We start from the raw sequence: 14,444 nt of genomic DNA, 5'->3' as shown, positions 1-14,444 counted from the left end.
ACAACCACCAGCAAGAAACTTGCCAGAATCATCAATTGCCGAAAACACACAACAACCCACACCCAAAGGCACAAGCTGCTGCACACAAACATCACAACAATCTATGCATGACACACTGTTGAGTTCTCAAACATCACACGCACTCGCGTTCAGGCCTCTCGGCCTTCGTCGCGGGGCAACCTGTGAAACCTTACTCGCGGCCCTGATCCTCGTCAACTCGGCGGTTTCGCCTTGTTTCGCAGCCAGTTCTGCAAGCAGCCGAGCGCGCCAGTCTGGCTGTCTGCCGGATCTTGTCCGGCCGAGGCCCTCCTCCGCGCTGCGGCGAGCGAAACATTACCAACACATGTCGCCACGATGGCAAATCGGGGCGTCTGAGGCGTCCGGCAGCGGGTACTCCTGCCCGTTCGAGACCGGCGCGCACGCTCAGGAACCGCCGTCCGCCCGGGGGCTGCGGCGGTAGGCGGACACGGTCCGGTCGCCCTCGATCCAGAAGCGCCACGGTCGGTCGCTCGCGCCGCGCAGGCCGACTCTCGGTCCCGCCATGACCTGGGCCGGCGGCTCACCGGAGTGTTCGAGCCGCACCGGTCCGATGACCAGGTCGGTGCCGTCGAGGTCCAGGTCGAGGCCGAGAGCGCGAGCCAGACGACCGGGGCCGCGGGCAAGATCGCGATCGGCAGCGCCCGGGCGACGAGCGCGTGCAAGGTCGGCACCGCTGACCACCTCCCCCGCGCGCAGGAGGATTGCCGCGGCCACGCCGGCCTCACCGACGACGACGTTGGCGCACACGTGGATGCCGTGGCTGAGGTAGCAGTAGAGGCGTCCGGGTGGGTCGAACATCGTCGCGTTGCGAGCCGTTCGCCCTCTCCAGGCGTGCGACCCGGGATCGTCCGAACCGCCGTAGGCCTCCACCTCGGTGAGCCGCACCGTGACGCCCCCGTGATGCACGAACGCCCCGAGGAGTCGCGGTGCGACGTCCTCGGGGCGGCCGACGAGGTCCTCCATGAGCGTGGCTCAGGCCGAGCCGGACTCCCGCAGGCTCGCGACGACCTCGCGGAGCTCGGCGAGCTGCTCGCGCACCCGCGCCGGAGCGGTGCCGCCACGACCATCGCGTGAGGCGACCGACCCCTCGACCGTCAGCACGGATCGCACCGCGGGGGTGAGGTGCGGCGAGATGGAGGCGAAGTCGTCGTCCGAGAGGTCGGCGAGCTCGATACCGCGCTCCTCGCACCGACGCACGCAGGCGCCGGCCAACTCGTGGGCGATCCGGAACGGCACGCCCTCGCGCACCAGCCACTCGGCGATGTCGGTGGCCAGCGAGAAGCCCTGCGGGGCGAGCTCGGCCAACCGCTCGACGTCGAAGGTGAGCGTGGCGACCTGGCCGGTGAAGGCGGGCAGGAGCACCTCGAGGGTGTCGACCGAGTCGAACACCGGCTCCTTGTCCTCCTGCAGGTCGCGGTTGTAGGCGAGGGGCAGGGCCTTGAGCGTGGCGAGGAGACCGGCCAGGTTGCCGACCAGCCGGCCGGCCTTGCCGCGCGCGAGCTCGGAGATGTCGGGGTTCTTCTTCTGCGGCATGATGCTCGATCCCGTCGACCAGGAGTCGTGCAGCGTGACGAAGCCGAACTCCTTGGTGGCCCACAGGATGACCTCCTCGGCGAGGCGGCTGACGTCGATGCCGACCTGGGCGCTGACGTAGGCGAACTCGGCAACGAAGTCGCGGGCGGCCGTACCGTCGATCGAGTTGGCGCTCGACCCGGTGAAGCCCAGCTCGCGGGCCACCACGCCGGGGTCGAGGCCGAGGCTCTGCCCTGCGAGCGCACCCGAGCCGTACGGCGAGTCGCCGAGCACCCGGCCGCGCCAGTCGGCGAGACGCTGGACGTCGCGGACGAGCGGCCACGCGTGAGCCAGCAGGTGGTGCGACAGCAGCACCGGCTGGGCGTGCTGGAGGTGGGTGCGCCCCGGCATGATCGCCGGCTCGCCGTCGCGACTCGTGAGGTGGCGCTCGGCCTGCTCGGCCAGCACGTCCGCGAGATCGAGCACGAGGGACGCGATCGCCCGGCCGTGGTCCAGCAGGTAGCAGCGGAAGAGGGTGGCGATCTGGTCGTTGCGCGAACGGCCCGCCCGGAGCTTGCCGCCGACCTCGGCCCCGACCTCCTCGATGAGGAGGCGCTCGAGAGCCCCGTGGACGTCCTCGTCGTCGCCGCCCGGGAGCAGCGTCCCCGAGCGCAGGCCGTCGGCGAGGACGTCGAGGCCGCGGTGCAGCTCGGCGGCCTCCGGGCCCGTGAGCAGTCCGGCCGCCTCGAGGGCGATCGCGTGCGCGTGCGAGCCCGCGATGTCGTAGAGCCCCAGGCGCCAGTCGAAGTGGGTGGAGCGCGACAGCGCCTCGAGCTCGGGCGACGGCCCACCCTCGAAGCGGCCGCCCCACAGCTTGCCGGTGTTGGTGCTCAACGTGCCTCTCCGTTCACTGCCGCGGCGACGTGCGCGACGGCCGCTCTCATCTGGTCGGGGAGCCGGGGGTCGACGGCGCGGCCGTCGTCCTCGAGCTCCGTGGGGGTGAACCAACGCGCCTCGAAGATCGACTGCGACTCCAGACGGTCGAGACCGTCGAAACTGATCTCCTGCGGCCGCTCCGGCAGGTGCACCGCGAACAGGGTGGAGTCGTTGACGTAGTTGCGCCCGTTCCAGGAGAACCCCACCTCGAAGGTGCCGAACGGCTCCCCCATCGTCGACGGCTCGACCTCGATGCCCGTCTCCTCCCGCAGCTCGCGCGCGGCGGCCGCGGCGAGGTCCTCGCCCTCGTCGACTGCTCCCCCGACGGTGAACCAGTACCGGACGGCGGGCTCGGCGGGATCGCAGCCGAGCAGCAGGAGGACGGCGCCGTCCGCGTCCACCGGGAGGACGCGGGCGACGGTGCGGCGGGAGGGTTCGTCGTGCACGGCTCAGTCGGTCCCGAACTCCATCGCGGCGTCGTCCAGGAGCGCCTCGGCCTCACTGGTGGACGACGACGCCTCGGCGATCTGCTCGGCACCCCCGGCCTCGAGCTCGCCGTAGAGCGTGCCGTGCTCGACGAGCACCTGCCCCTGGTCGAGCGGCTGGGCGGCGTAGAGCTCCAGCTTCGCGCGGGAGTCGGCGATGTCGAGGTTGCGCATGGTGAGCTGCCCGATGCGGTCCATCGGACCGAACGCGGCGTTCTCCGTGCGCTCCATCGACAGCTTGTCGGGGTGGTAGGAGAAGGCCGGGCCGTCGGTGGCGAGGATCGTGTAGTCGTCGCCCCGACGCAGGCGGACGGTGACCTCGCCGGTGACGAGCGAGGCGATCCAGCGCTGGATGGACTCGCGCAGCATCAGCGCCTGCGGGTCGAGCCAGCGACCCTCGTAGAGCAGGCGACCGAGGCGGCGGCCCTCGGAGTGGTAGATCGCGACGGTGTCCTCGTTGTGGATGGCGTTGAGGAGCCGCTCGTAGGCGATCCAGAGCAGCGCCATGCCGGGCGCCTCGTAGATACCGCGCGACTTCGCCTCGATGATGCGGTTCTCGATCTGGTCCGACATGCCGAGGCCGTGGCGTCCGCCGATCGCGTTGGCCTCCAGCACCAGGGCCACGGCGTCGTCGAAGCGGGTGCCGTTGATCGCGACCGGTCGGCCGGCCTCGAAGGCCACGGTGACGTCCTCGGACTCGATCTGCACCGAGGGGTCCCAGAACTTCACGCCCATGATGGGCTCGACGGTCTCCAGCGAGACGTCGAGGTGCTCGAGGGTCTTGGCCTCGTGGGTGGCGCCCCAGATGTTGGCGTCGGTGGAGTACGCCTTCTCCTTGGAGTCGCGGTACGGCAGGCCGTGCTCGGTGAGCCACTGGCTCATCTCGGCGCGACCGCCGAGCTCGGTGACGAAGTCGGCGTCCAGCCACGGCTTGTAGATGCGCAGCGCCGGGTTGGCGAGCAGGCCGTAGCGGTAGAAGCGCTCGATGTCGTTGCCCTTGAAGGTGGAGCCGTCGCCCCAGATGTCGACGCCGTCCTCGTGCATCGCGCGCACGAGCTTCGTTCCGGTGACCGCGCGCCCCAGCGGGGTGGTGTTGAAGTAGGCGCGACCTCCCGAGCGGATGTGGAACGCACCGCACGCGAGGGCCGCGAGACCCTCCTCCACCAGCTCGCGCCGGCAGTCGACCGCACGGGCGATCTCGGCGCCGTACTGCAGCGCGCGGGCCGGGACGCCGGAGATGTCGGGCTCGTCGTACTGGCCGATGTCGGCGGTGTAGGTGCAGGGGACGGCGCCCTTGTCGCGCATCCACGCGACCGCCACCGAGGTGTCGAGGCCGCCCGAGAAGGCGATGCCGACACGCTCACCCTTCGGCAGGGAGGTCAGGACCTTGCTCAACTACTCGTTCCTTTCGGCGAGGGAGGTGAACCGTCGGGCCAGCTCGGCCCCGCCGGCGGGATCGCGCCCGATGACGAGCACGGTGTCGTCGCCGGCGATGGTGCCGAGGACGTCTGCGAGCTCCGCCTTGTCGACGGCGCTCGCGAGGAACTGTGCCGCACCCGGAGGGGTGCGCAGCACCACCAGGTTGGCGCTGGACTCCGCGCTGACGAGCAGCTCGGCGGCCAGGCGCGAGAGCCGCTGGGTCGCGGCTCCCGACTCACGGGCGGTGGGAGTGCGATCGCCGCCCTCGGCCGGGACGGCGTAGACGAGCGCGCCGCTGGCGTCGCGGATCTTGACGGCGTCGAGGTCGACGAGGTCGCGGCTCAGCGTCGTCTGCGTGACGTGGAGGCCGCGTTCGGCCAGCAGGTCGGCCAGCTCGGGCTGGGAGTGCACCGGACGGCTCTCGAGCAGCTCGACGATCACCGCCTGCCGGGCGCTCTTGGTGTCGGGGATGCGCGCGTGCCCGGTCATGACCCGGCCCGCTCCTGCAGCCACGCCATCACGGCCTTCTGCGCGTGACGCCGGTTCTCGGCCTCCTCCCACACCAGGCTGCGCGGGCCGTCGAGCACGTCGGCTGCGATCTCCGCGCCGCGATAGGCCGGCAGGCAGTGCAGGACGACGGCGTGGTCGGCGGCCTGCGCCACCAGGTCGGCGGTGACCGCGAAGGGCGTGAACACCCGTCGCCGCTCCTCGGCCTCGTCCTCCTTGCCCATCGAGACCCAGGTGTCGGTGATGACCACGTCGACCCCGGCGACCGCGGCTGCTGCGTCGTCGGTGACCGAGACCTCGCCGCCCGTCGTCGCACCGATCGCGTTGGCCCGCTCGACGACGTCGGTGGCCGGCGCGTAGCCGTCGGGGCACCCGAAACGCACCCGCACACCGGCGGTCGCGCCGGCGAGCGCCCAGGAGTTGCCCATGTTGCAGGCGGCGTCGCCGACGAAGGCCACGCTGAGTCCGGCCAGACGGTCGAAGTGCTCCTGGAGCGTGAGGAGGTCGGCGAGCAGCTGGCAGGGGTGGAAGTCGTCGGTGAGCGCGTTGATCACCGGCACGCCCGAGTACTCGGCCATCTGCTCGAGGTCGGTCTGGGCGTAGGTGCGCCACACGATCTGCGAGGCCTGGCGGCCGAGCACGCGGGCGACATCCGCGACGGACTCGCGCTTGCCGATGCCGGCGAGAGCGCCGTCGACGAGCATCGCGTGACCGCCCAGCTCCGCGATGCCGGCGGCGAAGGAGGCCTGCGTGCGCAGCGTCGGCTTGTCGAAGACCATCGCCACCGTGCGGGGACCGGTGAGCGGGCGGTGGCCGTAGGGATCGGCCTTGAGGCGGGCGGCGAGCGCCAGGATCTCGGCCTGCTCGGCGGGGCTGAGGTCGTCGTCGCGCAGCAGCGAGCGGGTCATGCGCCCACCCCCGCCGCGTCGAGGATCGACGGCCAGGCGGCGAGGAGCGCGTCGACCTCGGCGGCCGACACGATCAGCGGCGGCGCGAAGCGCAGGCGGTCGGGTCCGGTGGCGTTGATGATCCAACCGGCGTCCAGGGCGGCCGCGACGACCTCCGGTGCCCGAGCAGCGGCGAGCGTGAGCCCCACGAGCACCCCGCACCCGCGCACCTCGGTGACGCGGGCGTCGGCTGCGAGCCCGGCACGCAGCCGGTCGCCCATCGCGGTGGCGTTGGCGAGCAGCCCGTCGTCCTCGATGGCGGAGATGACGGCGAGCGCGGCCGCTGTGGCCACCGGGTTGCCGCCGAACGTCGTGCCGTGGTTGCCGGGCTGCAGCAGGGTGGCCGCCTCGCCCAGCCCGAGGCAGGCGCCGATCGGCACCCCGCCGGCGAGGCCCTTGGCGAGCGTGACGATGTCGGGCACGACGCCGGAGGGATGGGAGGCCAGCCAGGTGCCGGTGCGACCCATGCCGCTCTGGATCTCGTCGAGCCAGAGCAGGGCACCGTGCGCGGCGGTGATCGAGCGCGCTCCCTGCAGGAACTCCGCGGAGGCGACGTTGACGCCGGCCTCCCCCTGCAGGGGTTCGATGACGACGGCGGCGGTGTACTCGTCGACGGCGGCCTCGAGGGCGGCGAGGTCGCCGTAGGGCACCCAGGAGACGTCGCCGGGCAGCGGCTCGAAGGGCTCGCGGTAGGCCGGCTTCGACGTGAGGGCGAGGGCTCCGATCGTGCGGCCGTGGAAGGCGTCCTCCATGGCGATGATGCGGGTGCGGCCGGTGCGCCGGGTCATCTTGAACGCGGCCTCGTTGGCCTCGGCTCCGGAGTTGCAGAAGAAGACCCGGCCATCGGTGCCGCACGCGGTGAGCGCGAGCAACCGCTCCGCGAGCTCGACCTGGGGCGGGCTGGCGAAGAAGTTCGAGATGTGACCGAGTCGCAGCATCTGGGCGTGCACGGCGCCGACCAGCGCGGGGTGCGCGTGGCCCAGCGTGTTGACGGCGATGCCACCGAGGAAGTCGACGTAGGAGCGGCCGTCGACGTCCCAGACGCGACAGCCCTCGCCGCGCTCGAGCACGAGCTTGGGCGGGCCGAAGGTGTTCATCACGGCACCCGCGTAGCGCTCGATCCACCGCTCGGACGTGCTGGCGGTGCTGGTGGCCGTGTTCGACGTCGTGGTCATGACTGGGTCTCCCGGGCCTTGCGGGTCTTGGTGGTGACGCCGGGCAGCACCTGCGTGCCGACCCCCTCGTCGGTGAAGAGCTCCAGGAGGACGGCGTGCGGCTCGCGTCCGTCGACGACCGTCGCGCGAGGCACTCCCCCGCGCACCGCCTGCAGGCACGCGCCCATCTTCGGGATCATGCCGCTGGCGAGCGTCGGGAGGATCTCCTCCAGTGCCTCGGGGCTGATCTCGCCGATGACCTCCTCGGGATCGGGCCAGTCGAGGTAGAGACCTTCGACGTCGGTGAGCACGAGGAGCTTCTCGGCGCCGAGAGCCACCGCGAGCGCGGCGGCCGCCGCGTCGGCGTTGACGTTGTGGACGACGCCCGCGACATCGGGTGCGACGCTCGAGACGACGGGGATGCGGCCGGCCTCGATGAGGTCGAGCACCGCCTCCGGGCGCACCTGCGCCACCTCGCCCACCAGGCCGAGGTCGACCTCCTCGCCGTCGACCACCGTGCCGGTGGCCTCGGCGGTGAAGAGGCCGGCGTCCTCGCCGGAGAGACCCACGGCCAGCGGACCGTGCTCGTTGATGAGGCCTACGAGCTCGCGCTGCACCTGACCCACCAGCACCATCCGGACGACGTCCATGGCCTCGGGGGTGGTGACGCGCAGGCCGCCGCGGAACTCCGACTCGATCCCGAGGCGGGCGAGCATCGTGGAGATCTGGGGCCCTCCCCCGTGCACCACGACCGGGCGGAAGCCGGCGAAGCGGAGGAAGGCGATGTCCTCGGCGAAGGCACGCTTGAGGACGTCGTCGGTCATGGCGTTGCCGCCGTACTTCACCACGACGACCTTGCCGTGGTAGGCCTTCAGCCACGGCAGCGCGCCGGCGAGGGTGGCCGCCTTGTAGGGATCGGGCTTGCCGGGCTCGGTGGGCGCGGCAGCAGGCAGGATCGTGTCGCTCATGAGCTGTAGGCGCTGTTCTCGTGCACGTAGGCGTGCGTGAGGTCGTTGGTCCAGACCGTGGCCTCGGCATCACCCACCTTGAGGTCGATGGTGACGGTGACCTCGCGCGGGGCGAGGTCGACGAGGGAGGGGTCCTCGGCCGGGGTGCTGGAGCGGCAGACCCACACGTCGTTGATCGCGACGTCGAGATCGGCGGGGTCGAAGGCGGCCGCGGTGGTGCCGACCGACGCCAGCACGCGGCCCCAGTTGGGGTCCTTGCCGAACACGGCGGCCTTGAACAGGTTGCTGCGCGCGACGCTGCGACCGACCTCCACGGCGTCGTCCTCGCTGGCGGCGCCGCGGGTGGTGATGGCGATCTCGTGGTCCGCACCCTCGGCGTCGGCCAGCAACTGCCGGGCCAGCGCGACACAGACCTCGGTGAGCGCCGCAGCGAACTCCTCGGCCGCGGGCTCGACGCCGGAGGCGCCGCTGGCCAGGAGGGTCACGGTGTCGTTGGTGGACTGGCAGCCGTCGGAGTCGAGCCGGTCGAAGCTCACCCGGGTGGCGGCCCGGAGGGCGGCGTCCAGTGCCGGGGCGGGGACGACGGCGTCGGTGGTGATGACGACGAGCATCGTCGCCAGGGCGGGCGCCAGCATGCCGGCGCCCTTCGCCATCGCCCCGATGCTCCACCCCTCGCGCTGGACGACCACCTGCTTGCTCACCGTGTCGGTGGTCATGATCGCCTCGGCGGCGTCCGAACCGCCGTCGTCGCTCAGGGCCGCGTGCACGGTGCGCACGCCGGCGAGCAGCGTGTCGCGGTCGTTGGCCAGCCCGATGAGGCCGGTGGAGCACACCACGACGTCGACGGCCCCGACGCCCAGCAGGCCGGCGACCTCCTCGGCGACCCGGTGGGTGGTGACGAAGCCCTCGGGGCCGGTGTAGCAGTTGGCCCCTCCCGAGTTGAGGACGACGGCGCGCACGACGCCGTCGGCGACGACCTGCTCGCTCCACAGCACCGGGTTGGCCTTGCAGCGGTTGCTCGTGAAGACGGTGGCGGAGTCGAAGCGGGGGCCGGTGTTGACGACGAGGGCGAGATCCTTGCCGCCGCTGGCCTTGAGGCCGATGGCGGCGCCGGCAGCGGTGAAGCCGGCGGGGTGGGTGACGCTCATGGTGATCCTTGCTGGGTGGCGCGCACGGCGCGGGAGGGACGGCTCAGACGGGGACGGCGGGGGCGATGCTGTGCCCCGATCGTCGCCACGCCTCCTCCGCGCGGTCGGCCTGGGCCGCGGGCACCAGCACCCAGTCGGCGTCGAAGGTGGGGACGGGCACGGCCTCGAGCCCGGCCTCGGCGAGCGGCACCAGCAGGGCGAGCAGCGCCGTGAGGTCGCCGGGCACGCGCTCGGTCGTGGACTCCGCACCCTCGTGACGGGCCTCGACCGCGAAGGCGGTGAACGGCTTGCGCTGCGGGACCTTGCGCGGGACGCTGCGGCCCGCGCACACCAGCGTGGTGTGGGTGGCGTTGGCGACGATCGCGAACACCGAGGAGGACTCGGCCCACTCGGGCAGGTCGGAACCGGCCGCCAGGCGCACCACGGCCAGGGTCTCGGGGAAGCGGGCGAGCTCGAGCGTGGCGCCGCCGGAGTCGGGGACGTCGGTGGGCTCGACGGGATCGTTCGAAGAGGTCACGGGGCCATTCCTACCGTGCTGAGGCCGGTGGTCTCGGCGAGACCCAGGGCGAGGTTCATGCACTGCACGGCGGCGCCGGCGGTGCCCTTGGCGAGGTTGTCGACCGCACCGACGGCGACGAGACGCCGCGCCACCGGGTCGACGGTGACCTGCAGGTGCACGGCGTTGGAGCCCAGCACCGCCTGCGTCTGGGGCCACTGACCCTCGGGCAGCAGGTGGACGAACGGCTCGTCGGCGTAGGCCTCGGCGTAGACGGCGCGCGCGACAGTGGCGTCGATCTCGTCGGCCGAGGCGGCGAGCGGCGCTGAGCAGGTGGCGAGGATGCCCCGCGACATCGGCACGAGCAGCGGGGTGAAGCTGACCGCGACCGCGTCAGCGCCGCCCTCCAGCAGGCGTCCGAGGTTCTGCGCGATCTCGGGGGTGTGCCGGTGCCCGCCGCCGACGCCGTAGGCGCTGGCGTTGCCCATGATCTCGCTGCCCAGGAGGTGGGTCTTGGCCGCCTTGCCCGCACCGCTGGTGCCGGAGGCCGCGACCACCACGACGTCCGGCTCGACGAGGCCGGCGGCCACCGCGGGCGCGAGTGTCAGCGTCGACACCGTCGGGTAGCAGCCGGGGACGGCGATGCGCCGCGCACCCCGCAGCGCCTCGCGCGCGCCGGGGAGCTCCGGTAGTCCGTAGGGCCAGGTGCCGGCGTGCGCCGAGCCGTAGAAGCGCTGCCACACCTCGGCGTCCTCGAGCCGGAAGTCGGCGCCGCAGTCGATGACGACCACGTCCGGGTCGGCCGCCGCCAGCTGCTCGGCGAGCGCCCCGCTCTGACCGTGCGGCAGGGCGAGGAAGACCACGGCGTGACCGCCGAGGACCTCGGCCGTGGTGGGCTCGAGGACGCGGTCGGCCAGCGGCAGCAGGTGGGGCTGGAGCGATCCGAGGCTCTCACCCGCGTTGCTTCCCGCGGTCAGCGCGCCGATCTCGACCTCGGGGTGGTGGAGCAGCAGGCGCAGCACCTCGCCCCCGGCGTAGCCGCTCGCACCGGCGACCGCCACCCTCGTCCTCGTCGACATGCGCATGAACATACACCATCATGCATGTTCATGACGCACCTGTCCGCGAGGACGACGCCGATCGGCGGCAGGGTCAGCGCTGGACGGCGCCGCAGCGCTCGGCCGCCACGGCGACAGCAGCGTCGCGAGCGGCACCGGTCTCCTCCTCGGTGAGGGTGCGACCCTCGGCCCGGAAGCGCAGAGCGAACGCGAGCGAGCGACGTCCCTCGCCGACCTGGGCGCCGGTGTAGACGTCGAACAGGCGCACCGACTCCAGCAGCTCGCCGGCGCCGTCGCGCAGTGCCGCCTCGACGGTCGCCACGCTGATGTCGGCGTCGACGACGAGTGCGACGTCCTCCTTGGCCACGGGCATCGCCGAGAAGCGGGGACCGGGCGTGACCGCCGGGACCGCTGCGAGCAGCGAGTCGAGGTCGATCTCCAGCGCGGCGCTGCGCGCGGGGAGCCCGAAGGCGCGGCACACCGTGGGGTGGATCTCTCCCGCGTAGCCGATCTCGACGCCGTCGATGCTCACGACCGCGCAGCGGCCCGGGTGCCAGGGCATGCGGTTCGCCGGCCCGAGGCTGACAGTGACACCGAGCTCGTCGGCCAGCCGTCGCACGAGACCGAGCGCATCGCTCCAGGCGGCATCGCGTCCGGCGCCCCACCAACCGGAGCGCTCCCGCTCCCCCGCCAGGACGACGCCCAGGTGGAGCGGCTGCACGGGAAGCGCCTCGAGGAGACGCTGGAGCTCGGTGTCGCTCGGACGGCCCTGCACGCCGTAGATCGGCGCGGGTGCGTCGTCCACGCCGAAGGCGACGGTGGCGGTCTCGAAGACGGAGACCCCCGGTGCGCCGCGGCTGATGTTGCGCGAGGCGGCCTCGAGCAGACCTGGCAGCAGCGTGGTGGTGTAGGCCGGCTCCTCGCTGGAGAGCGGGTTGGCGAGCCCGACCGTGACCCGACGGGGGTCGTCGGCGGGAAGGCCGAGCCGGTCGAAGGTGCGCTCCCCGACGAACGGGAAGCTGACGACCTCGGTGCAGCCGGCGCCGGCCAGCGTGCGCCCGACCCGTCGGCGCAGCCGCTGGGAGGTGGTGAGCCCGCGGCCTCCGACCGGGCGCGGCAGCACGCTCGGCACCTGGTCGTACCCCACGATGCGCACGACCTCCTCGACGAGGTCGTAGGGGTCGTTGAGGTCGGGTCGCCAGCTCGGGACGAGGACGTCGAGCGAGCCGGTGCCACCCTCGCTCACCTCGGCGCCGATGGCCCGCAGGTGCTCGACGGTGGTCATGGGCGAGACCTCGATGCCGCTGATGCGCGCGGGCAGGTCGGCGGCGATCGAGATCACGGGCCGCTCGGGCGCCTGCCCCACGAGGGTGTGCCCCGGCTCGGCGACGCCGCCGCCGTGCTCCACCAGCAGCTCGACCACGCGGTCGGCCGCGATCGCCGGCAGGAGCGGGTCGACGCCCCGCTCGTTGCGCTTGCCGGCCTCGGAGGTGAGGCGGTGGCGGCGGCCGGTGCGGAACATCGAGGTGGCGTCCCAGTGCGCGGCCTCGATGAGGATGCGCGTCGTGGTGTCGCTCATCTCCGTGGTGGCGCCGCCCATCACCCCCGCGAGGCCGATGGGGCCGGAGTCGTCGGTGATGACGAGGTCCTCGGGCGAGAGCACGCGCTCCACGCCGTCCAGGGTGGTGAGGTGCTCGCCCTCGCGGGCGCGGCGCACGCCCAGGGTGCCGGCCACCTTGTCGGCGTCGTAGCCGTGGATCGGCTGACCCAGCTCGAGCATCACGTAGTTGGTGATGTCGACGGCGAGTGAGATCGAGCGCATGCCCGCCTGCTCGAGACGGCGACGGATGACGTCGGGGGTCGGGCGCGCGGGGTCGACACCCGACACCAAGCGCGCAGCGAAGACGGGGCAGCCGGCAGGGTCGTGGACCTCGACCGGCCAGGCGGAGCCATCGACGGCCGGGACCTCGCGCGCGGCGGGGTCGGTGAACGGCACGCCGAAGCCGAGTGCCGCCTCACGGGCCACGCCGCGCAGCGAGAGCGCGTAGGCGCGGTCGGGGTTGATCTCGAACTCGATGATCTCCTCCCCGAGGCCGAGGAGGTCGTAGGCGTCGGTGCCCGGCTCCGCCGCGTCAGGAGGCAGCACGATGATGCCGTCGTGGTCGTCGGAGAGGCCGAGCTCGGCGGCCGAGCAGATCATGCCTGCGGAGAGGTGGCCGTAGGTCTTGCGCGCCGAGATGGCGAAGTCACCGGGCAGCACGGCGCCCGGGAGCACGACGACGACGAGGTCGCCGGCGTCGAAGTTGTGCGCCCCGCACACGATGCCCTGGGGCTCGCCGGTGCCGTTGGCGTCGCCGACGTCGACGGTGCACCAGTTGATGACCTTGCCGTTCTTCTGCGGCTCGGGCTCGCGGGTGAGCACGCGGCCCACCACGAGCGGGCCGGTGATGTCGGCGCCGGCGGCGGTGATGCCCTCCAGCTTCAGGCCGAGCGCGGTGAGGCGGTCGGTGAGCGCTGCCGTGGTGACGTGGTCGGGCAGGTCGACGAGCTCCCGGATCCAGGAGACGGGGGCCTTCATCTACAGCTCGCTTCCGAATGCGGTGGTGAAGCGCACGTCGCCCTCGAAGAGCGTGCGCAGGTCCTCGAGACCGTGGCGGAACATGAGGGTGCGGTCGATGCCCATGCCGAACGCGAAGCCCGAGTAGCGCTCGGGATCGACGCCGCAGGCGCGCAGGACGCGCGGGTTGACGATGCCGCAGCCGCCCCACTCGATCCAGCCCTCGCCGCGGCAGGTGCGGCAGGCGTCGGGGTCGACGCCGCGGCACACGAAGCAGACGAGGTCGACCTCGGCGCTGGGCTCGGTGAAGGGGAAGTACGACGGGCGGAAACGGGTGGAGATGCCCTCGCCGAACATGCGGGACGCGAAATGGTCGAGGGTGCCCTTGAGGTGGGCCATCGAGATGCCCTCGTCGATCGCGAGCCCCTCGACCTGGTGGAACATCGGCGAGTGGGTGGCGTCGTACTCGTCGGTGCGGAAGACCCGCCCCGGGCACACGACGTAGATCGGCGGGGTGCGGGTCAGCATCGTGCGCGCCTGCACGGGGCTGGTGTGGGTGCGCAGGACGACGTGCCGGTCGGCCGGCTCGGTCCAGAAGGTGTCCTGCATGGTGCGGGCCGGGTGGTCCGGACCGAGGTTGAGGGCGTCGAAGTTGAGCCATTCGGCCTCGATGACCGGGCCTTCGGCGACCTCCCAACCCATCGCCACGAAGATGTCGGCGATCAGCTCCGCGCCGGTGGTGAGCGGGTGCCGCGCGCCCACGGGCTCGCGATCGGTCGGAAGCGTGACGTCGACGGCCTCCTCGACGAGGATGCGCGCCTCGTGCTCCGCCTCGAGCACCTCCTGGCGCGCCGCGAGCGCCCGGTTGACCGCGCCGCGGGCCTGGCCGACCCGCTGGCCGACCTCCTTGCGGGCGGCCGGCGGGAGCGCGCCGATCTCTCGGTTGGCGAGCGCCAGCGGCGAGCGGTCGCCCGCGTGCTCGGTGCGCACCGCCTTGAGCTGCTCGAGGTCGGCGGCGTCGGCGATCGCGGCGAGCGCGGCGTCGCGCGCGGCCTCAACCTCGGCTGGGCTCACGGCGGCGACCTCCACGGGGTCGTAGTCAGTATTCGGGCCGGACATCGCCGGTCAGTCTAGGAACCGCGGCCGGGGGCGGGCGAACCGGTATCGCGGCGCGGGCGGCACGGGGCCGACAGCCCGCCCCGAGAGCCGCCCCGAGAC

General features: G+C 72.5%; 13 protein-coding genes. All 13 read right to left on the bottom strand.

Annotated elements, in window-relative coordinates:
• Positions 1–423: 423 nt before the first annotated feature.
• Entirely contained in the window at positions 424–1,002 is a 579-nt protein-coding gene (locus ACERUN_RS09335) for a DNA-3-methyladenine glycosylase (protein ID WP_370289625.1), read from the bottom strand.
• 9 nt (positions 1,003–1,011) lie between these two features.
• Entirely contained in the window at positions 1,012–2,445 is a 1,434-nt protein-coding gene (argH, locus tag ACERUN_RS09330) for an argininosuccinate lyase (protein WP_370289624.1), read from the bottom strand.
• On the bottom strand, positions 2,442–2,933 hold the full coding sequence (locus ACERUN_RS09325; protein WP_370289623.1) for an NUDIX domain-containing protein: 492 nt from the start codon (positions 2,931–2,933) through the stop codon (positions 2,442–2,444). Before ACERUN_RS09325 ends, argH begins: the two co-directional genes overlap by 4 nt.
• Positions 2,934–2,936: 3 nt before the next feature.
• Positions 2,937–4,367, bottom strand: coding sequence for an argininosuccinate synthase (argG, locus tag ACERUN_RS09320; protein WP_370289622.1), 1,431 nt, complete (start codon positions 4,365–4,367; stop codon positions 2,937–2,939).
• Positions 4,368–4,880, bottom strand: a complete 513-nt coding sequence (locus ACERUN_RS09315; protein WP_370289620.1) for an arginine repressor — start codon at positions 4,878–4,880, stop codon at positions 4,368–4,370. It lies immediately after the preceding gene.
• Complete coding sequence (gene argF / locus ACERUN_RS09310; protein ID WP_370289619.1) at positions 4,877–5,806, bottom strand: ornithine carbamoyltransferase; 930 nt, start codon at positions 5,804–5,806, stop codon at positions 4,877–4,879. The genes ACERUN_RS09315 and argF overlap by 4 nt, the downstream gene beginning before the upstream one ends.
• Positions 5,803–7,020, bottom strand: coding sequence for an acetylornithine transaminase (locus tag ACERUN_RS09305; RefSeq protein WP_370289618.1), 1,218 nt, complete (start codon positions 7,018–7,020; stop codon positions 5,803–5,805). The genes argF and ACERUN_RS09305 overlap by 4 nt, the downstream gene beginning before the upstream one ends.
• Entirely contained in the window at positions 7,017–7,967 is a 951-nt protein-coding gene (argB, locus tag ACERUN_RS09300; protein WP_370289617.1) for an acetylglutamate kinase, read from the bottom strand. The genes ACERUN_RS09305 and argB overlap by 4 nt, the downstream gene beginning before the upstream one ends.
• Positions 7,964–9,115, bottom strand: coding sequence for a bifunctional glutamate N-acetyltransferase/amino-acid acetyltransferase ArgJ (argJ, locus tag ACERUN_RS09295; RefSeq protein ID WP_370289616.1), 1,152 nt, complete (start codon positions 9,113–9,115; stop codon positions 7,964–7,966). Before argJ ends, argB begins: the two co-directional genes overlap by 4 nt.
• A gap of 43 nt (positions 9,116–9,158) precedes the next feature.
• Positions 9,159–9,632 carry a hypothetical protein gene (locus tag ACERUN_RS09290; RefSeq protein ID WP_370289615.1) on the bottom strand — a complete coding sequence of 158 codons (474 nt, stop codon included), beginning with the start codon at positions 9,630–9,632 and terminating at the stop codon, positions 9,159–9,161.
• A complete protein-coding gene (gene argC / locus ACERUN_RS09285; protein WP_370289614.1) occupies positions 9,629–10,690 on the bottom strand; it encodes an N-acetyl-gamma-glutamyl-phosphate reductase in 1,062 nt (353 codons plus the stop codon). The genes ACERUN_RS09290 and argC overlap by 4 nt, the downstream gene beginning before the upstream one ends.
• 73 nt (positions 10,691–10,763) lie before the next feature.
• Positions 10,764–13,247 carry a phenylalanine--tRNA ligase subunit beta gene (pheT, locus tag ACERUN_RS09280; protein WP_370289613.1) on the bottom strand — a complete coding sequence of 828 codons (2,484 nt, stop codon included), beginning with the start codon at positions 13,245–13,247 and terminating at the stop codon, positions 10,764–10,766.
• Positions 13,248–14,345: a phenylalanine--tRNA ligase subunit alpha gene (pheS, locus tag ACERUN_RS09275; RefSeq protein WP_370289612.1), complete on the bottom strand. Its 1,098-nt coding sequence runs from the start codon at positions 14,343–14,345 to the stop codon at positions 13,248–13,250. It abuts the gene before it with no gap.
• Positions 14,346–14,444 lie beyond the last annotated feature (99 nt).

Origin of the sequence: Nocardioides sp. (genome assembly GCF_964229035.1) — a bacterium.
Taxonomy (GTDB): domain Bacteria; phylum Actinomycetota; class Actinomycetes; order Propionibacteriales; family Nocardioidaceae; genus Nocardioides.
This window is presented reverse-complemented; position numbering and strand designations above follow the sequence as displayed.